This window comes from Proteiniphilum sp. X52, assembly GCF_003712195.1.
Classification (GTDB): Bacteria; Bacteroidota; Bacteroidia; order Bacteroidales; family Dysgonomonadaceae; genus Proteiniphilum.
Map to the genome: position 1 here is coordinate 109,425 of NZ_RDSD01000009.1, position 18,632 is coordinate 128,056.

At 45.9% G+C, this 18,632-nt stretch carries 16 protein-coding genes; 6 read left to right on the forward strand and 10 right to left on the reverse strand.

Annotated features, from left to right (window positions below; all coding sequences use genetic code 11):
* Nucleotides 1–89 precede the first annotated feature (89 nt).
* Nucleotides 90–947 (reverse strand): sugar phosphate isomerase/epimerase, encoded by an 858-nt coding sequence (locus D7D25_RS09165; RefSeq protein WP_122968662.1) that lies wholly within the window; start codon nucleotides 945–947, stop codon nucleotides 90–92.
* 127 nt (nucleotides 948–1,074) lie between these two features.
* Here D7D25_RS09165 and D7D25_RS09170 point away from each other — a divergent pair, with 127 nt between their 5' ends.
* Together D7D25_RS09170 and D7D25_RS09175 are read left to right on the forward strand one after the other, a co-directional pair.
* Nucleotides 1,075–2,484: an rRNA cytosine-C5-methyltransferase gene (locus D7D25_RS09170; protein WP_122968663.1), complete on the forward strand. Its 1,410-nt coding sequence runs from the start codon at nucleotides 1,075–1,077 to the stop codon at nucleotides 2,482–2,484.
* A gap of 115 nt (nucleotides 2,485–2,599) precedes the next feature.
* Nucleotides 2,600–3,688 carry a PAS domain-containing sensor histidine kinase gene (locus D7D25_RS09175; protein WP_122968691.1) on the forward strand — a complete coding sequence of 363 codons (1,089 nt, stop codon included), beginning with the start codon at nucleotides 2,600–2,602 and terminating at the stop codon, nucleotides 3,686–3,688.
* Here the strand turns inward: D7D25_RS09175 and D7D25_RS09180 are convergent.
* The 3 genes from D7D25_RS09180 to D7D25_RS09190 all read right to left on the reverse strand — a co-directional run bounded on the left by D7D25_RS09180 (nucleotide 3,663) and on the right by D7D25_RS09190 (nucleotide 6,939).
* Complete coding sequence (locus D7D25_RS09180) at nucleotides 3,663–4,436, reverse strand: murein L,D-transpeptidase catalytic domain family protein (protein WP_255417250.1); 774 nt, start codon at nucleotides 4,434–4,436, stop codon at nucleotides 3,663–3,665. The two genes, D7D25_RS09175 and D7D25_RS09180, sit on opposite strands and share 26 nt — an antisense overlap.
* A 426-nt stretch (nucleotides 4,437–4,862) precedes the next feature.
* Nucleotides 4,863–5,891 carry a L,D-transpeptidase gene (locus D7D25_RS09185; RefSeq protein ID WP_122968665.1) on the reverse strand — a complete coding sequence of 343 codons (1,029 nt, stop codon included), beginning with the start codon at nucleotides 5,889–5,891 and terminating at the stop codon, nucleotides 4,863–4,865.
* Between the two features lie 361 nt (nucleotides 5,892–6,252).
* Complete coding sequence (locus D7D25_RS09190) at nucleotides 6,253–6,939, reverse strand: B3/4 domain-containing protein (RefSeq protein ID WP_122968666.1); 687 nt, start codon at nucleotides 6,937–6,939, stop codon at nucleotides 6,253–6,255.
* Nucleotides 6,940–7,264: 325 nt separating this feature from the next.
* On the opposite strand from D7D25_RS09190, the gene D7D25_RS09200 reads away from it, so the two are divergent.
* From D7D25_RS09200 to rny, 3 genes are all read left to right on the forward strand, one after another.
* Entirely contained in the window at nucleotides 7,265–7,555 is a 291-nt protein-coding gene (locus D7D25_RS09200; RefSeq protein WP_122968668.1) for a hypothetical protein, read from the forward strand.
* A gap of 20 nt (nucleotides 7,556–7,575) precedes the next feature.
* Nucleotides 7,576–7,878: a cell division protein ZapA gene (locus tag D7D25_RS09205; protein WP_122968669.1), complete on the forward strand. Its 303-nt coding sequence runs from the start codon at nucleotides 7,576–7,578 to the stop codon at nucleotides 7,876–7,878.
* Between the two features lie 171 nt (nucleotides 7,879–8,049).
* On the forward strand, nucleotides 8,050–9,579 hold the full coding sequence (gene rny / locus D7D25_RS09210; protein WP_122968670.1) for a ribonuclease Y: 1,530 nt from the start codon (nucleotides 8,050–8,052) through the stop codon (nucleotides 9,577–9,579).
* A 124-nt stretch (nucleotides 9,580–9,703) separates the two neighbouring features.
* Here the strand turns inward: rny and D7D25_RS09215 are convergent, their stop codons facing one another.
* The 3 genes from D7D25_RS09215 to D7D25_RS09225 form a co-directional block, all read right to left on the reverse strand.
* Nucleotides 9,704–11,041: a glycoside hydrolase family 57 protein gene (locus D7D25_RS09215; protein ID WP_122968692.1), complete on the reverse strand. Its 1,338-nt coding sequence runs from the start codon at nucleotides 11,039–11,041 to the stop codon at nucleotides 9,704–9,706.
* A 22-nt stretch (nucleotides 11,042–11,063) separates the two neighbouring features.
* Nucleotides 11,064–12,320 carry a glycosyltransferase family 4 protein gene (locus tag D7D25_RS09220; protein WP_122968671.1) on the reverse strand — a complete coding sequence of 419 codons (1,257 nt, stop codon included), beginning with the start codon at nucleotides 12,318–12,320 and terminating at the stop codon, nucleotides 11,064–11,066.
* Between the two features lie 282 nt (nucleotides 12,321–12,602).
* Complete coding sequence (locus tag D7D25_RS09225; RefSeq protein ID WP_122968672.1) at nucleotides 12,603–14,564, reverse strand: glycogen debranching enzyme N-terminal domain-containing protein; 1,962 nt, start codon at nucleotides 14,562–14,564, stop codon at nucleotides 12,603–12,605.
* Between the two features lie 174 nt (nucleotides 14,565–14,738).
* Between D7D25_RS09225 and D7D25_RS09230 the strand changes: the two genes are divergently transcribed.
* The gene (locus D7D25_RS09230; RefSeq protein ID WP_122968673.1) at nucleotides 14,739–15,383 is read left to right on the forward strand and encodes a rhomboid family intramembrane serine protease; all 645 of its coding nucleotides are present in this window, start codon (nucleotides 14,739–14,741) and stop codon (nucleotides 15,381–15,383) included.
* Between the two features lie 226 nt (nucleotides 15,384–15,609).
* Here the strand turns inward: D7D25_RS09230 and D7D25_RS09235 are convergent, their stop codons facing one another.
* From D7D25_RS09235 to D7D25_RS09245, 3 genes are all read right to left on the reverse strand, one after another.
* Entirely contained in the window at nucleotides 15,610–16,620 is a 1,011-nt protein-coding gene (locus D7D25_RS09235) for a GRP family sugar transporter (RefSeq protein ID WP_122968674.1), read from the reverse strand.
* Nucleotides 16,621–16,634: 14 nt separating this feature from the next.
* Nucleotides 16,635–17,561 (reverse strand): ribokinase, encoded by a 927-nt coding sequence (gene rbsK / locus D7D25_RS09240; protein WP_122968675.1) that lies wholly within the window; start codon nucleotides 17,559–17,561, stop codon nucleotides 16,635–16,637.
* 161 nt (nucleotides 17,562–17,722) lie between these two features.
* Nucleotides 17,723–18,619, reverse strand: a complete 897-nt coding sequence (locus D7D25_RS09245; RefSeq protein ID WP_255417251.1) for a nucleoside hydrolase — start codon at nucleotides 18,617–18,619, stop codon at nucleotides 17,723–17,725.
* Between the last annotated feature and the right edge of the window lie 13 nt (nucleotides 18,620–18,632).

An 18,632-nucleotide genomic window follows, 5' to 3' on the forward strand; every position in this document is an offset into this window, starting at 1 on the left:
ATCCATCCCCTCTTGATTCTTTTCTGCCTGCCGTCTCGTATGCAGAAATGAAACGGGTCATGCATTCATTATTTATTCAAGCCCGTCATTTACTCTTTTTTAGCGTTGCCGCAGCACTGTTTTTCCTTTGTGGCGGCAATCACTCCCCTGAAATAACCGATGGATTCGGCGATCCCCAGGAACGGATCTTTCATATCACGTTCATGTTCGAGACTGCAGACGCCTTCGTATCCTACCTGACGGAGCATTTTTACAAATGCCGGAATGTCGATGATCCCACGTCCGATCTCCACTGAGTATCCGGCCTTGGTAGGCGCTGTGACATCTTTCATATGAATGTCGAACACGCGGGAATGGTATTTCTCGATGTCTTTGACCGGATCCTTGCCATTGCGGGTGTCGTGGCCTATGTCAAGGCATATGCCGATACGGGGATCCAGATCTTTCACATTTTCCCACACATCATCCGCATCAGGATACAATGGCATATCAGGCCCATGCAGGTGGATGGCATAATGGAAGTCATACTCCTTCACTTTCCGGTCCACATAAGGCAGCAGATCATAATTGGGAACTCCCACAATCAGTTTCACGCCCACGCGTTTTGCATACTCGAATGCATCGTCAATTTCTTTCTCCGAGCGCATATAAATAGGGCCGACAGCATAACCTGTCACGCCTTTGGACTTCAACGTGGCATGGAAATCGGCTATTTCCTGATCGGTACTGTTGAAGGGGAGATGGAAATCTTTAATGCAGAGATATTTCACATCGCATTTTTCCATGGTTTCGAGTGTTTTGTCGAGATCGAAGTTGACAAACGTGTAGCCCGCCATGCCCACGTTGAACTTTTCGAAGGTGTCTGGTGCCGGTTGCGGATCAGGACGATCTTGCGCGACGATGGAGAGGGATAACAATAATCCCGCGAAAATCAGAATTTTGCTCATTTTTATCGTTTTTTATGATAGTGTTTCGTCACAAAGATACTGTTTTTATCAAGAGTTTAAAACGAGTATGCGAATTAATTTGATAAGCCGAAAAACCTTTTATCTTTGTATTTAAAATAGTAGACAGATGGATTTTCCCATAGATTTTATATCATCTATTCGGTCGTTACTGGGCAACGAGGCGGAACCGTTCTTATCAGCACTGGCCGGGGATGCTTCAGTCAGCCTTCGCCTGAATCCTTCCAAGTCGGCTCGTAATCCGTTAAAACCGGTGATTCCTTTGCAACGGGTGCCTTGGTCTCAATGGGGTTTTTATCTGGAAGAGCGCCCTTCTTTCACCTTCGATCCTCTTTTTCACGCCGGATATTATTATGTGCAGGAAGCTTCTTCGATGTTTGTGGAGCATGTGGTCAACCAATGGGGGGCAGAGGCGGCAGAACCTATGGTATGTCTCGATCTGTGTGCCGCCCCTGGCGGGAAATCGATTTCCCTGCTTTCCGCTCTTCCGGAAGGAAGCTTGTTGGTGAGCAACGAACTGGTTCGCCAGCGCGCTCATGTCTTGTCGGAGACGATATCGAAATTCGGCCATCCCAACGTGATAGTCACCAATAATATGGCAAAGGATTTCTCTGCCTTTCCCCGCCTTTTTGACCTGGTATTGGTAGACGCTCCCTGTTCGGGAGAAGGGATGTTTCGCAAAGATGAGACGGCGGTGGAAGAGTGGTCGACCCAAAATGTGGAGATGTGTGCGCTACGGCAAAGAGATATACTGAATGACATTTGGCCGGCAGTGAAACCCGGCGGATTGCTTATTTACAGTACCTGTACTTATAATACTGCTGAGAATGAGGAAAATGCCTTTTGGGCCGCACGTGAATTGGGCGCGGAATTTGTATCGGTGGAAATGGATGAAAGGTGGGGTATCTCTCCTTCGTTTGATGACCGGGTGGAGGGTTGTCGTTTTTTTCCACATAAGACCCAGGGCGAAGGGTTATTCGTAACAGTACTGAGAAAAGCAGAGGCGGAGGAAACAATTCCTGAGCGGAGGCGGATAAAAAATAAAAGAAAACCATCTCCATTTGTGAAGGATCGTTCGGCTTACACTCATCTGCTGTTGGATCCTGACTCTTTTGATTTTGTGGAGGAGGGTAATCGTATAGTTGCGCTCCCCGCGGCTTATTCCGGAGAGATCCTCACCCTGGATGGGCAGTTGAAAACAATCTCAGTGGGTATAGAAATGGGTCAGAAAAAGGGAAAGGATTTTATCCCCTCCCACATGTTGGCGATGAGCGGGAAGCTAAACCTCAAAGCATTCCCTATGTATGAGGTGACGTATGAGGAGGCTATTTCCTACCTGCGGGGTGAGGCGGTTATTCTGCCGGGTGCGTCCAAAGGTTATCTGATTCTCACCTATAAGGGAGAACCGTTGGGTTTTGTGAAGAATCTCGGTAACCGGGCAAATAATTCATATCCTCATGAATGGCGTGTCCGAAGCGGCCATTTGCCTAAAAAAAAGACTGAAATATTCACTTTGTAGGTTTTTTGTCGTCACCCGGCATAGTGCGGGCAAGCTTGCCTCAGCCCTCACTCACTTTTAATTCTTAATTTACAAAATGCATCCCAGACAGCCTCTCACATACCTTTTTGTAATTATGGCGATTGTTGTTGCCCTGCTGTCGCTATGGCTTTCGAACGAGCTAGTGAAGGAGTTGGCGGATGAGGAGCGCAGGAAGATGGAGATTTGGGCGTTGGCGACCGAATCGATGGTGACGGATGAAGAGATGGATATGTCGTTAGTATTACGGATTCTGGAAAGCAATACCACCATTCCCATCATATTGTACGACAGAAGTTCGGGGAAATTGACACCTCGTAACGTCAAGTTCCCCGAAGAGGAGGCAGAGTCCTATTTACAAACAAAAATGGAAGAATTCGGCCGAAAGCGGGACCCTATCGCGCTGCATGAGATGAACCAACTGCTCTATTATGATGATTCATATACCCTGAAGATGTTGCACCTCTATCCCTATCTCCAGCTGTTGGTGATCGCATTCTTTATCGGCCTCGCGTTTTTTGCCCTGAACCGTTCGCAACGGGCAGAACGGGACAGGCTATGGGTGGGATTGTCTAAAGAGACCGCGCATCAGCTGGGAACTCCTATTTCATCGCTGATGGCATGGATGGAGTATATGAAACTCAAGGAGGTGGATCAGCAATTGTTGACTGAGATCGATAAGGATATCTCCCGTCTGAGAATGATCGCGGAGCGGTTCTCCAAGATTGGTTCTGCGCCAGCTTTGGTAGCGGTGGATCTGAGGGCGGTGGTGAAGCATTCGCTGGAATATCTGGAAAAACGGGTTTCGTCTGAAGTGGTTTTCCATACCCGGTTTCCGGAGTTTCCGGTAAAGGTCGAGTTGAACGAGTCGCTTTTCGGATGGATTATTGAGAATCTTGTGAAAAATGGAGTCGACGCCATGCGGGGGCGGGGTGTCATTACTTTTGATATCTGCGAAAAGGATGAATGGGTCTGCCTTGATATTTCCGACACCGGTAGAGGGTTTCCGAAATCAAAATTCAAAACGATTTTTTCTCCCGGTTACACCACAAAGAAAAGAGGATGGGGACTTGGTTTGACGCTTGTGAAGCGAATCGTGGAAGAGAATCACAAGGGAGAGATCTTTGTCAAAAGGTCGGAACAGGGAAAAGGGACCACTTTCAGGATCCGGCTGAAGAGAAGCTGAGAGCCCCCTGCCGAGTATTGTTGCGGGCACTCAATATATTTTTCTCCATCAGGGTTTGTTCTTGCTTCAACACTTCGCTGTTGGCCAGATATTCCGGCTGATCGGCGTAAATGAACAGCAGTGAACCACCTTTTATGGTGTCGATGATGGGTTTATTCAGTTCCCTGGGAAGGGCGGGACAACCGAAACTTCGTCCAAGCCGTCCGGTAGATTTTATAACGCTTTCACTGCAGTAGTCGGCCCCGTGAATGACGATAGCCCGTTGCATGGCTTTATCGTTGATACCTTTTTCCAATCCATCCAACCGCAGAGAATAGCCGTTTCCTCCATTATAAGTGTCGGCTGTACGGTAGAAACCCAAAGAACTTTGGTGTGAGCCGTCCCGGTTGGAGAACGATGTGGCGTAATTTTCCCCGCTATTACGCCCGTGAGACACGTAGGAGACAAAAAGGATTTCCTTTTTCTCCAGATCCAGCACGTACATTCTTTTCTCAGTCGATGGCAGGCTGAAATCGACCAGGGTGAGTAAGGGATTATTGCCTTTATTTAACTTCTTGTAACCCCTGTATGCCGATTTGAAGGCATCCAGCCGTACCAATCCGTCCAGTTCCATCTGTTCAAACAGCCATTGACTCTCATCTTCAGGCAATGCTGTCGTTTCGAGTCCCACATTTCCCTCTTTCCCGCCCAGAGGGCGGAAGAAGCTAAGAGAAAAAAGGAAGAAAAAACAAATAATTATTTTAAGCATAGCGTATATTCCGGAATTAACGTCCAAATATACGAACTATTTCGTTAAGTGAGAGCAAAAAGTAAACTTGTTTTACCCCGCGGGGAATTGAAAATCGAGTAGCGGAGCGACTCAATTATCATTGGAGTAGCGGAGCGACTCAATTATCATTGGAGTAGCGGAGCGACTCAATTGTTATTGGAGTAGCGGAGCGACTCAATTATCATTGGAGTAGCGGAGCGACTCAATTATCATTGGAGTAGCGGAGCGACTCAATTGTCATTGGAGTAGCGGAGCGACTCAATTGTCATTGGAGTAGCGGAGCGACTCAATTGTTATTGGAGTAGCGGAGCGACTCAATTGTTATTGGAGTAGCGGAGCGACTCAATTGTTATTGGAGTAGCGGAGCGACTCAATTGTTATTGGAGTAGCGGAGCGACTCAATTATCAATCAATTACGACAACCACGGACTCTTTGACAGTTGCCCAGTCGAAGACGAATTTTGAGTGTGACGACGCATTTCTTACACACATGTGGGAGCGGGGAGTGGTACCCAGGGTTGGACTGGACTCGATGATACTTTTATTTGGATATTGTGTCGGCACGCCATGCACGTATGCACCGTTGGTAAACCGGCTGGCATAGGGGGCGAAACCGGCAATTTCACTTGTCCCGTCTCTGAGGTAAAGCATTTTCTCTTTTTTCTCCTGCACCGCGAAGATACCGGTGGGTGTTTCTTGTGCATAGGGCGGTTTGTGAACGCCGGTGGTAGCATGACTCATACTTAGTATCTGCCAGGTATCGCCATTTTTTTCCAGTGTGGCAATATTCTGATTTGTCACGTCGACCGCTATCACTTTATTGAAGCGGACACTGTCGCGCCACGATAGGATGTAACGGTTCGGAACCAGGAATTCACCTTCGAATGAAACACCTTTCACCCTGACCATTTCGCTGGTATCGTTATCCGGCAGTTTCACGATCCATCCGTCCCTCCCGTAACGCACCAGTGTGGTATCGCCGTCGACAGAATAGAGCGGGGCCGATTGATAGCGTTCCACGCCGAATTGATCGGAAACCCGCCCATATTCGTTCCTCACGAAATCGGCCACTGTGGGGGCTTCTTTGTTCATGTTCCTGTAATTTTTCAAGACGCCCCAGTTACCTCCCTCTGCCATCGCGTTCTCGATCACTGCGATCTGCTCCTGTATCTTCTCCCATTGGAAGTGGCGGGTAGTGTCTTTATAGGGATATTCATCATCAAGCAGGTATTTGTCGTACCGGATATTTTTCTCTAACCGGATATCCTCTCCTGTCAGTTCTTTTTTTATTTCTTCCTGATCATCGACGAAAGTGCTATCAGGGCTGGAGCTAAGTTGATCGTCGTCGCCGGATTGAGCGGGATTACAGCCGATTGTGAAAAAAAATAATGCAATGAAAAAGATGAAAAGAGATAATTTACCTGCTCGTCTCATAGAGGTCTTGGCGTTTATATTTCAGAAAGAGCTTTTTGTGCTTATTAACCAGCGTCCTTTTGTGGTTATTAACCTTAGAAACTGTTTTGAATTTTACGAGTAATTCTTTCACGCTTATTTTTCCACTCTTTCATATTGTTTTTTGCCCTTTTTCGCGCCTTTGAACTTTCATTTCTTTTAAGTGGCCCGCCACATTTCAATCAATGAAAATCCAAATCCATCAAAAAATGGCTAAAAAACAATGGATGAAAAAATTCAAAACAGTTTTTCTTAGCCGGCTTCCTTTTTGTAAACTATAACGGTTTTTAAGGAGAGTTGTTCATTCCGGGCAATGGAAAAAAGATGAACCGGGAAGAAAAGATCAATGCGGCGTTGCGGCACCGTTCACATTCAATAATTCGATCTCTATCTCCCGGGCTTCGGCATATTTTTTCAATAACTCCACCGAAAGATCGACCGCTTCCTGGAGTCCTTCCCCGCCGGAATAGCCGTTGACCAGCATCAGTAAGCGTGTTGTGCCGGCGGTGATCTTGGTGCGCTCTTCATCGCTGGTGGGTGTGCCGATGCCACCCACCGCATCGCGGTAAACAGGTAAACCTTCAATGTTCAGCAATCCCCGCCCGATTGCCTCGAACTTCTCTCCGGCTTCACCTACCCCCAGCACCAGGTCTCCCTGTATCTTTGCATCGTCGAATCCGCCGATGGAATAGCCGGTTTTGAGAGAAATCAGGTTGATGAGATCGACCAGGGTATCGATGCGATAGAGTGGTTGCCCTTTCAGTATCCTGCGGCACAACGCTTCAGAAGAGGGACGATAACGATTGGGGTCTTTTCCCAGTTGTTTATATACTTGCCGTGTGGCATAAATGGCCGGACGCTGATTGATATCTTCTATTTTATAGGTAGAGGCGAACCGGTTGTAAAAGGCGTCGATCTCCTGCCATAAGCCGTGATGATGAGAGCTGTTCCTTACTTCGCATGCAATGGCGGCAACATGGAACCCCGGGCACACTTCCGTGATCTGATCACTGATTGTTATATTCCTCATATTATCCTTCCTATCCCTTTATGTTTTATGGAGCAAACTATATCTTTTATTGGCAAACTACACGATCCTTCATCTCCCATTCCAAGCCCAAAGGTACAAAATCCCGGACAAAATGCCATAGAGCAGGTTGGCTGGGAGTTCAATAATCCATGACTTGATAAATAACATGCCGAAATTCATGATACATCTTCTGATTTGATCCTTTGCCCTTGCTCCTGTAAAAATCGTTTGAAATAAAAAATAAACTGAGCCTCGCAAAATAAGAGACAATTAATTTGTTAAACTCCATTTCAATGTTTATATTTGCGTGAGTTTTTGTTTGCATATGGCTGAAGAACATAATAAGCTGCTTGTTGATCTGGAGGTACGAATAAAACAGGTGTTGTTTTTATGTGACTCTTTAAAGGAGGAAAATGCCCGGCTAAAGGCTGAAATACGGTCTGGGCGAATCCATCTCGACGAGACAGTGAAAGAGTTGGAGCAGTTGAAGGCAAAATATGACAGTTTGAAAATCGCAAGAACTATCACTGCCGCTTCGGTAGATGTGGACACGGCTAAGGCAAAACTGTCGAAACTGGTGCGAGAAGTAGATAAGTGCATAAATTTGTTGAAATAGTTTTCTGAAAAATTTATGTGATGGGCGACGAAAAATTTTTATTGACATTAGAGATTGCCGGCAGGAAATATCCACTGAAAATCAAACGGTCGGAGGAGCAGGCTTTCCGTGATGCCGCCAAAAAGATAAATAATAAAATAAACCAATACCGCGTTGTGTATGGAGGTGAGAATTCCAACATGACAACGCAGGATTTTGTGGTGATGACAGCCATTCAGGCATTGGCAGAAAATTTTTCTCTTGGAAGTAAGAATAACACGAAACCCTTTGAAGATAAGATAGATTCGTTGATAGGCGAGTTGGATAATTATCTCAAGAGATAATATATTCTATTGATATCCAATAGGATGACAGACGCACCATTTATATGCATCGGCCGGGATGTGTGTAATTGAGTGTGTTTTTTTTATTTAGTAAGAAGTGGAATTAAATCCCTTTCCGGAATCAGAAATTTTTCCGGTGAGTGTATAACAATCAATTTAATAATAGACAATATGGAAATAGTAATAGGTATTATCGGATTGCTGATCGGGGCTGTTGTGGCCTGGTACGTGACCGGTAAGATGGCCAATTCGCGCGCTCAGAATATTTTGAGCGATGCGGAGAAAGATGCCGAAGTAATAAAGAAGAAGATCTTACTCGAAGCGAAGGAAGAGACGCTTCTGATGAAGACAGAAGCGGAGAAGCAGGCGAATGCCCGCACATCCAAGATCCAGATTACCGAAAACAGGCTGAAACAGCGAGAGATGACGCTCAACCAGAAGCAGGAGGAGCTGAATAAGAGGGTGGCCGAGGTGGATGAGGTAAAGCAGAATCTGGCAAATCAACAGGAGTTCCTCGATAAGAAAGGAGCCGAGTTGGAGCGTTTACACAGACAATCAGTGGAAAGACTGGAGACCATTTCCGGGCTTTCCGCGCAGGAAGCCAAAGAGCGGCTGGTAGAGTCTTTGAAAGAGGAAGCCAAGACCGGGGCACAGTCTTATATCAACGAGATCATGGAAGAGGCCAAAATGACGGCCAACAAAGAAGCGAAGCGTATCGTTATCCAGAGCATTCAACGGGTGGCAACCGAGACATCCATTGAGAACGCTATTACAGTATTTCATATCGATTCTGATGAAGTGAAAGGACGTATCATCGGACGTGAGGGGCGTAATATCCGCGCATTGGAGGCGGCAACAGGCGTAGAGATCGTCGTGGATGATACTCCCGAGGCCATTGTCCTGTCCGGTTTTGACCCTGTCCGCCGTGAGATTGCCCGCCTGTCGCTTCACCAGTTGGTGGCTGACGGACGAATCCACCCGGCGCGCATTGAGGAGGTGGTGTCGAAGGTGAAGAAGCAGATTGAAGATGAGATTGTGGAGACCGGCAAGCGTACAGTGATCGACTTAGGTGTGCATGGTCTGCATCCCGAATTGGTGCGTATGGTGGGCAAGATGAAATATCGCTCTTCTTACGGACAGAACCTGCTGCAACACTCCCGAGAAGTGGCCAATCTCTGTGCTATTATGGCTTCGGAGCTGGGATTGAATCCCAAGAAAGCGAAACGCGCCGGCTTGTTGCATGATATCGGGAAAGTACCCGACGACGAACCCGAATTGCCGCACGCTGTGCTGGGAATGAAGCTTGCAGAGAAGTTCAAGGAGAAACCCGATATCTGCAATGCCATCGGTGCCCATCACGACGAGGTGGAGATGACAAGTTTGCTGGCGCCTATCGTGCAGGTGTGCGACGCTATTTCCGGCGCGCGTCCCGGTGCCCGCCGCGAGATCGTAGAGGCTTATATCAAGCGGCTGAACGACCTGGAACAATTGGCGCTCTCCTATCCGGGTGTGGTGAAGACATATGCCATCCAGGCTGGTCGTGAACTCAGGGTGATAGTAGGTGCCGACAAGATCGACGACCAGGATACCGAAAAACTGTCATCCGAAATTGCGCGTAAGATACAAACCGAGATGACCTATCCCGGCCAGGTGAAGATCACGGTAATTCGTGAGACGCGCGCGGTGAGTTACGCGAAATAAATGAGACAATCGATAGTGACTGTTTGGAATTGTTTTTCAGATTCCAGATATCGAAAATAGAAAAAGGGTGGATCACAAATAGATGTGTTCCACCCTTTTACTCTGTCTTGGGAAAGGTAAATGTTTACTTCTCCGATTTTTGTGTTTTTGGACTCTTTTCTACTAACATCTCCTCATTTCTTCCGATCACTTTTTTCAGTTCAGCCTGAAGACGTTTGATCTCCATTTCCTGATTGTGAATGGTGGTAAGGAGCGCGTTCAACTCTTCGTTATCCACCGTATCGGGATACTGAGCCTTCACACGGCCAATGAAGTCGCTCAGCACATTCATGTAATTGTTGAAAGCGTCATAAGGTGACATATAGGGGCTAAACTGGCTCTGTCCGCTCCCGAAATGTTTGGTGGACATATAATGGAAATGGTCGCTGGTCTGCAGATAGAGCCAATCCTGTTTGAGCCGGCGGTCGGTGCACAAGCGAACCCTTTCACCTGCTTCATACAATGATTGGAGTGCGCTCTTTTGGAGTTTATTGCCCACCCACGCACTCAGGTCGCGTTCCTCATCCGTCCAGGAGATAGGATTGGGCACGTTCATGATCCCAATAGGTTCATGCGAGTCCAACACCTCGCCGGGTGTGGAGAATCCGATTCCGTTCTCGAAAGCAAAACGGGGCATGGCTTTAAAGAATTCGAAAATACCGGTGTATGAGGGCTGGAGGTTACCCAGCGTTTCATAGTTCATGAAAAGATTGACCACCTCTTCCTCGGGAGGGGTGCCGGCTATCCATGAGATAAACTTCTCTGCCGTCAGCGGATACTCATTCCAGCTATAATTCGAAAAACGATAGGTTATGTCATCGCTGAAACGACTATTTTTGAGCAACAATTTCAGTTTTTGTTGTGTGGCTGCCTGATAGACATAATTAGGACTCTTCCATCCCAATATATGTTTGGCGCCTTCGGTGATCATTTTCGAATATCCCATGTCATATACCATTTCAGCGATCTCATCGGAGTAGATCAGTTCCGTATTACGGAGAACGGTCGGCTTCTGTTCAAAAAGCAACTCTATCCTGTCGGAATGATGTCTTACCTGGTTGCGGAACTCTTCGGGATCGTAAAGGCTGGCCAGTGAATGGGCGTAGGTTTCCGTCAGGAATTCCACACTTCCGGTTTTGGCCAGTTCCCGAAAACCATCTATCACCTCCGGCGCATAAATCTCGAGTTGTTCTAAGGCTACGCCCGAGATGGAAAAAGCCACTTTGAATTTTCCCTTATATTGATTTACCAGGTCGAGCAACATGCGGTTGGCAGGGACGTACGATCGGGTAGCAATCTGTTGCAGTATATCTTCGTTGGCATAGTCATCGAAATAGTAATGATCCCTGCCGATATTGAAAAAACGATATCTCTTTAACCGGAATGGTTGATGGAGCTGGAAATAAATGCAAATTGTCTTCATATTTCTTGTTTGTTTCTTGATTTTACATAAGGCTGTCATAAATCCGGCGGACTTTCAATCCGGCATCTTCCCATTTTATATTGTCTACTTCTATCTTTCCTTCTACTTTCAGGTGCTCCGCCATTGCAGGGTAGGTGCATATGGAGTAGATCGCATCAGCCATCGCATCCACGTCCCAATAGTCGGTCTTGATGACATTGTTGAGGATCTCAGAACAACCAGACTGGTAAGAGATAATGCTCGGCACGCCGCATTGCATTGCCTCGAGAGGCGATATCCCAAAGGGTTCCGATACGGAAGGCATCACATAAACGTCACTCGATTTCAGCATTTCATATACCTGCTTGCCGCGAAGGAATCCGGTAAAATGAAATTTGTGCGCGATACTACGGTCGGCTACCAGACGGATCATCTGATCCATCATATCCCCGCTGCCTGCCATCACAAAACGGATGTGATCGGTCTTTTTAATTACCTGTGTGGCGGCGTCTACGAAGAATTCGGGTCCTTTTTGCATGGTAATACGTCCTAAGAAGGTGACCACTTTCTCTGGCACACCGGAAATCCGTTCAATGGCTTCTATTTCAGGACTAAGCGGTTCTACGGCATTATGCACGGTGGTCACCTTCCAGTGAGGTTGGTGATAATTTTCAATGACTGTACGCCGGGTCAGATCGCTCACACAGATAATGTGATCGCAGTTATCCATTCCGTCTTTCTCAATTCCATAGACCATCGGATTGGGCTTGCCCCTGCTGCGATCGAATTCGGTGGCATGCACATGGATCACCAATGGTTTGCCGGTAACACTTTTTGCATGGAGTCCGGCCGGGTAGGTGAGCCAGTCATGCGAATGGATGACATCAAAATCATAGGTGCGGGCAATCACTCCTGCCACGATAGAATAGTTATTGGTTTCTTCCAGGATATTGTTCGGATACCTGCCTGAGAATTCGACGCATCCCAGGTCGTTTGTATGCATATAGTTGAAATCGGCGTAAATATTGTCGCGCAGCCGGTAGTATTCCTGGGGATTCATGAATTTTTCCAGTCGCGGTTTTACTGTTTCCCATGGTGCATCCCGCCAGACAATAGGAGTGTTGTTGGCTCCTATGATCTTCATAAAACTCTGATCCTCGTCGCCCCAGGGCTTGGGGATCACGAAAATGGTCTCCAGATCTTCCTGTTTCGCCATCCCCCGTGTGAGTCCGTAACTTGCCGTCCCTAATCCTCCAAGTATATGAGGCGGGAATTCCCATCCAAACATCAATGCTTTCATATTATTTCTTTTAGATCCAAGAGCCAAGAATGAAAAGTGAAGAATGAAGAATGAAAAATGAAGAATTAAAAATTAAAAATGAAGAATTAAAAGTGAAAAAACAAATAATAACTTCTTGACTTCTTTTTCATTATTCACATTGCCACATTATTCACATTGTCACATTATTCACATTGGCTCATTATTCTCATTAACTACAGTTGACTCCGTCGATTCTATCGAATTCCGTTGAACGTTGTTTGTCATATTAAAATCACTTCTTCACTTCAGACTTCCCATTTCCTATCTTCCGTTTTCCAATTCAGCGCTATACTTGCTGATAATCTGTTGTGCCCTCAGCAACTCACCCACACTCATGGCAAAGGAATATCCTCCATGGGCGATGAATGGTGGGTGTGAATCATAGAATTCCGAGATACTGCCGATACAGTCGTTCTGCATCTGCCCCTCCATCTCCACCATGATCCTGTCTGCCAGGGATAATCCGCTGATGTGGAACAGGTTTAAATAAGCTTCAATATAGTGGGCGAATAACCATGGGAAAGACATCCCGTTGAAATAGGCGAATTTTTTCTCGTTCTCCGTTCCTGTGTAATGGGGACGGAATTTGTCGCTTTTCGGGGTAAGCGATCGTATACCGCATGCAGCCAGTAGTTCTTTGGTGATAAAATCGATCACTGATTTCTTTTGTCCTCTTTCCAGAGGCGAATAAGGGAGCGATACGGCAAAGAGCATATTGGGGCGTACCTCCGGATCTTTATAGTTTCCGTCGACATAATCATAAAGATAGCCGGCAGGATTGAGGAAGAGCTCTTTAAAAGAGTTGCCCGACAAGCGTGCGCGTTCCTCAAAATCGGATGCCTCTTTATCTTTGTTTTTTCTCCGGGCTATTTCTTCCGAGAACTTCAACGCATTGTACCATAGTGCGTTAAATTCTACCAGGTAGCCTGATCTGGGTACGGCCGGTTTGCCGTCGATGGTGGCATTCATCCAGCTGACAGCTGCATCACGGCCGTAGGTGGAAAGTAATTCAGTCTCTTGATCCAGAACCAGATTGGGATGCTTGCCCGTGGTTATATAATCAATGATTTCATAAAGGAAATCACTGTATTTCTCCAGGAAAACATCCTTCTTCTCCTTCCAGAACTGCTGAAGCGCCCATATCACCCATAGTAATACGTCGGGATCGTCTATCTGCTTCAGATAACTTTTCGATGGCTTGTCCTTCATGAAAGCCCGCAGGTGAGGAATGGCCGTATCCATCATCAGTTCAAAATCCTGCGGTTTGTCTACCGAAAGGGTGCAGCCGGGAAGAGCAATGAACTGGTCACGGGCACGCACTTTGAACCAGGGATATCCCGCCAGAAGGTAATATTCGTCCTTTTGAGGGATATAATAAAACTGATGGCTTGAGTTTTTGAGGCAGTTATAGAAATTGGACCGTGGAGTCCGTTTATGTATTTCATAATCAAACTCTTTTGCCAGGGTGGAGGTCTCTACCATGATATCTCCGGTGGAGAAGATGATCTCTTCACCTTTGGTGATGGACATTTCGAAGTATCCCGGTACATACAGGTCTTCCTGAAATGTGTCGCCGCTTTGTAAATCTTGCAGATACTCAATGTTGCGATACCAGTCGGGATGATAGACAAATTCCGGTTTTTTATTGAACTGCATGAACAGTTCCGGATAACCGAAATACATACAGGTGCTGATACCGTTTTCCACTTCGCGGTAGGATTTGTCTACCTGATCGTTTTCCCGTGTGAGTTGAGATATTTTCCGGAAAGCCAGGAAGGGTTTGAAACGTATGGAAGTCGGGGAATGGGCGCCTAAAAGCGTGTAGCGGATCATTAACCGGTTCTCTTTCGAGGAGAACATGATCTCTTTGGACAGTATCACGCCTCCCACCCGGTAGATCGTTTTGGGTACGCTGTCGCAGTTGAACTCCCGGATGTATTTGTGCCCCTTCGGGTTGTAATTGTCTCCGGCATAGCGGTGAATACCCAGGTTGAATTCCGCTCCGTGCTGTATTACCGTTTCATCAAAAGAGGAGAGGATGAGATGATTCTCGTCGTCAAGGTAAGGGACGGGCATCACAAGAAGCCCCTGGTATTTCGTTGTATTGCAACCCGATATGGATGTATTCTGATAAGCTCCCCTTCGGTTTGTTCTCAAAACATTTCGGTATAGAGAATACTCCAGGTTAATCATCAGGTCTTTGTCAAATTTCAAGTAACTCATCGTTGTATAATTTAGGGTAAAGTGTGCCGCTTAATTCCTGCGAAAGATAATAAAAGGAAATCTAATCTACAAGCAAAGAATAAATAATTTTCGGTTTTATTGACTTGTGCGGGGGAGAAAAAAATAGTTCGTATATTTGTGAAAAACAGATGAAAAGAGGCTATATCCCAAGGAATGAATGCATATAACTCATTGTGGGACAATGATATAGAGAAGAGGCGGGCGCGGCTTGCTCTCCTTCCCGCCATTGTGTTTGTCGTCCTGGCCTGGATGGCATTTGTTGTCGACTCTGCAGGGGTGTTTGCTAGGGATTTCTCGTGTTGGGGGATATTGCCGGGAGTTGTTGACGGTTTGGTGGGGATCATCTTTTCACCTTTTATACACACCTCTTTGTCCCATCTGCTGTCGAATACGCTCCCTCTGCTGATATTGATCTGGTTTTTGTTCTATTTTTACAGTAAGATCGCATTTGTTGCTTTCATATGCCTCTGGTTTTCAGGTGGTTTTCTGACGTGGGTCATCGGACGCGCTTCTTATCATGTGGGTGCAAGCGGACTTGTGTTTGGGCTCCTTTTCTTTCTTTTCTTTAGCGGAATTTTCAGGAAGTATATCCCTTTGGTTGCGGTTTCCCTGATTGTTGCATTTATTTATGGAAGCACTATCTGGAGTATTTTTCCCATCACGGAGATGGTGGATACTTCCATTTCATGGGAAGGACATCTCTCGGGTGCCGTTAGCGGTCTCATTTTTGCCATTGTTTTCCGCAAACAGGGTCCACAAAAACCTGAAGTGGTGTGGGAGGAGGAAGAGGATGATTAGTTAATGTGTGAATGAGACTAATGTGCCAATGTGACTAATGTGCCAATGTGACTAATGTGTCAATGAGGATAATGTGTCAATGAGAGTAATATGACAATTGAGACGAATGTAAAGCCGATTCGATAATAGTGAATGAATGCGATAAGTAGGAAAATAAAAGGATGATGGCCTCAACCCGTAGTGAACCATCATCCCAAAATAGATTATTTAAAGACTTTGCTTGCGTCTAACTTCCGCCGGAGATGACGATCATGGCTAGTCCCCCGATAAACAGGATAAACATAAGGGTCAGTAACAGGTTCACCGGCTTGGAAGCACCTTTGAACTCTTTCCATATGAATACACCCCATAAAGCGGCGATCATGGGTGCACCCTGCCCCAGAGCATAAGAAATGGCCGGACCCGCTTTTCCTGCGGCAATATAGCTCAAAGCCGTACCCACACCCCAGATAATACCACCAAAAATTCCCACTGAATGTGTGCCCAGGCTGCCTTTGAAATATTGGGAATAACTCACCGGTTCTCCCAGAAAGGGTCTCTTCATGACAACGGTGTTGAATATGAAATTACTTGCCAATATCCCTGACGAGAAAATAAAGAATGCACCGTAGGGAGTCAGCATCCCGGGTGTGGGGTTCTCCAGATTATTCAGGTCCATTGCAGAAGCGACAAACCGATAGAAGAAAGACATCAGGATCCCGGCACATACGGCAATAATAATCCCTTTCCTTTTATTCCTGCCTGCTTCCGTTCCCGAACTCACTTTTCCCGAGGCAAGGCCGTTGAGAATAATAGCGATGACGATCAGGACTACGCCTGCAAACAGGATGACAGGATCGCCTTTCGGTGCTCCGGAATAATTGATAAATACACCTAATACAAGTGCCAATCCCACTCCCACGGGAAATGCGACCGACATTCCCGCCAATGAGATGGATGCCGACAATAATATATTGGATGCATTAAAAATAATACCTCCTACAAACGCATTCCAGAAATTATTTGCATCTACCTGTACAATATCGTCGATAAAACTGCGCCCCTGCCCGCCAATACTTCCCAGCGTGAATCCCAGAATAAGGGAAAGGAGTACAATACCGATCACGTAATCCCAATAGAACAGTTCATACCGCCATGTCTTTGCGGCTAATTTTTGCGTATTGCCCCACGATCCCCAGCAAAGCATGGTAATAAGGCAGAGTAACACTGCGAACGGATAATTCTGTACGATAAACATGAATTCAATATAAATTAATGGTTTGTTGTTCTCATTTTTAAGAAATTACGCACTTCGGTTTCTGTGGGGATAGAAGGCTGTGCTCCCATACGTGTGACACAAATGGCGGCTGCTGCGGATGCGAATTCAAGCGTCTCATGCCAACTGCGACCTTTGCTTAGTTCTGCGGCTAAAGCACCGCAGAACGTATCACCTGCTGCTGTCGTATCTACTGTTTTCACAGAGAAAGCCGGTACCTGTAAATATATTTGGTCGTTTTTTAACAGACAACCTCGTTTTCCCAGTGTTAAAACAACAGTTTTTGCACCCAAAGCCAATAATTTGTCAACAATTCCCTCTTCGCCGATATGTTCCATTATTTCTCCTGAAACGATTTCGGCTTCGGTTTCGTTTACGATCAGAATATCTGTCTTTTTAATGATGTCCTCATCTAACTTTCTCGCGGGCGCCACGTTTAACAGTATCTGTTTCTTATTTTCGTAGGCAAGGTCGCAAATGGCTTTGACCGTGTCGTATGGGATCTCCATTTGCAGGACAATCAAGTCAGCCTCCAATATCTCTTTCTCGATTTCGCGGATATAGCCGGGAGAAAGCATCTCATTCGCTCCTGAGATTATTACAATGCTGTTTTCTCCTTTCTCGTCCACCCAAATCATAGCTATTCCTGAAGAGGTATCCTCGACAATCAAAGATAGAGAGACATCCAATCCCTCTTCCTTATAATATCCCAGGGAATTCAGTCCATTGGTATCTTTGCCCAGGCTGGTTACAAATTTCACTGCTCCCCCAAGCCGATGTGCAGCCACCGCCTGATTCGCTCCTTTGCCCCCCATCGCCTGGAGATAGGAGGCCCCCTTAATTGTTTCACCTGCCTTGGGAAACTTTTTTACTTTCACGATTAAATCCGTATTGGAACTGCCAATCACTACTATCTTACTCATACCATGTTTATATTTATCTGAGATTTGCGGATTGCCGGCTGATCAATTCAATAAAATGTTGTTTGATGTTCTCAGCCTGAATGGAATCCACCATTAAATAATACCGATCACCTTTCTCATCGGCTGTAAAAGTAGTAGCTCCTTTATCCGTCACATCAATCTTACCTGCAGGAGAAATATTGAAATAAGAGGGACCTTACCACTGAATATAATACTGAAGTCAGATCCCAGGTAGGACGGTCATAAGGCATTTCCAGATAACATTTATAAGCCTCTACCATCGGGTGTACCGGTGCCCATCCGAAATCATTTTCAATGCTGGCGCCCGGATAGTTGATCGCAATTCCCACTTCAAAGGGAGAAGTTACCACACGTGTCGGCCATTCGGCAAAGACCTTTTTTGCGGCTGGAATATCTTTCACGATGTTGTACTCATATAGATCCGGATTATTGAAGCATCCTGCCATGGTGCATAATAACTTCACTTTCTTTGCAACCAACTCTTTTCCTGTCAGTGATGAAAAATCATCTCCGGGAGTATCCAATAAACGGGCCAGATTGGTAGAGAAACCTACAGAGATAATTGTAACGGAATTATCGGGTTGTTTAGCCAATAGTTCACGATACAGAATATGCGCTTCCGGTAGAGTTGAATAGTCTTTGAGGGAACGGTGAAATATCGGCTCCCCGTTCTCTTTGTTCATCAGGGATACACATTTGGCATAATTGGCAGCATCATTCTCGCAGTCCGCACCATTGTGTATGATACCAACAGGAATTTCAGGGTAACCATACCAGGTATTCATAATGTCCGTATATTCAGGGGGATATATACCTTCTTTGTTGATCATAATCCCTAATAAGTTTATGTCTCCTGCATCCATGTATTTATAGAGCATATCCAGTGCCAAGGCATCATCCACATCGTTGCCGATATCCGTTTCAAAGATAATCTCCTGTGCTTCTGAAGCGGTTTGTGTACTCCGGTCTTTAGTTGTGCAGCCGGACAAAGCGATCAGGAATAAAAGAATTACTACATAAAATTTGTTTTCGGTCATAATTGTATATTTC

Coding starts and splice junctions, on each gene's coding strand:
- D7D25_RS09165 (WP_122968662.1), bottom strand. CDS start 947: ATGAGCAAAATTCTGATTTTCGCGGGATTATTGTTATCCCTCTCCATC.
- D7D25_RS09170 (WP_122968663.1), top strand. CDS start 1,075: ATGGATTTTCCCATAGATTTTATATCATCTATTCGGTCGTTACTGGGC.
- D7D25_RS09175 (WP_122968691.1), top strand. CDS start 2,600: ATGGCGATTGTTGTTGCCCTGCTGTCGCTATGGCTTTCGAACGAGCTA.
- D7D25_RS09180 (WP_255417250.1), bottom strand. CDS start 4,436: ATGCTTAAAATAATTATTTGTTTTTTCTTCCTTTTTTCTCTTAGCTTC.
- D7D25_RS09185 (WP_122968665.1), bottom strand. CDS start 5,891: ATGAGACGAGCAGGTAAATTATCTCTTTTCATCTTTTTCATTGCATTA.
- D7D25_RS09190 (WP_122968666.1), bottom strand. CDS start 6,939: ATGAGGAATATAACAATCAGTGATCAGATCACGGAAGTGTGCCCGGGG.
- D7D25_RS09200 (WP_122968668.1), top strand. CDS start 7,265: ATGGCTGAAGAACATAATAAGCTGCTTGTTGATCTGGAGGTACGAATA.
- D7D25_RS09205 (WP_122968669.1), top strand. CDS start 7,576: ATGGGCGACGAAAAATTTTTATTGACATTAGAGATTGCCGGCAGGAAA.
- rny (WP_122968670.1), top strand. CDS start 8,050: ATGGAAATAGTAATAGGTATTATCGGATTGCTGATCGGGGCTGTTGTG.
- D7D25_RS09215 (WP_122968692.1), bottom strand. CDS start 11,041: ATGAAGACAATTTGCATTTATTTCCAGCTCCATCAACCATTCCGGTTA.
- D7D25_RS09220 (WP_122968671.1), bottom strand. CDS start 12,320: ATGAAAGCATTGATGTTTGGATGGGAATTCCCGCCTCATATACTTGGA.
- D7D25_RS09225 (WP_122968672.1), bottom strand. CDS start 14,564: ATGAGTTACTTGAAATTTGACAAAGACCTGATGATTAACCTGGAGTAT.
- D7D25_RS09230 (WP_122968673.1), top strand. CDS start 14,739: ATGAATGCATATAACTCATTGTGGGACAATGATATAGAGAAGAGGCGG.
- D7D25_RS09235 (WP_122968674.1), bottom strand. CDS start 16,620: ATGTTTATCGTACAGAATTATCCGTTCGCAGTGTTACTCTGCCTTATT.
- rbsK (WP_122968675.1), bottom strand. CDS start 17,561: ATGAGTAAGATAGTAGTGATTGGCAGTTCCAATACGGATTTAATCGTG.
- D7D25_RS09245 (WP_255417251.1), bottom strand. CDS start 18,619: ATGACCGAAAACAAATTTTATGTAGTAATTCTTTTATTCCTGATCGCT.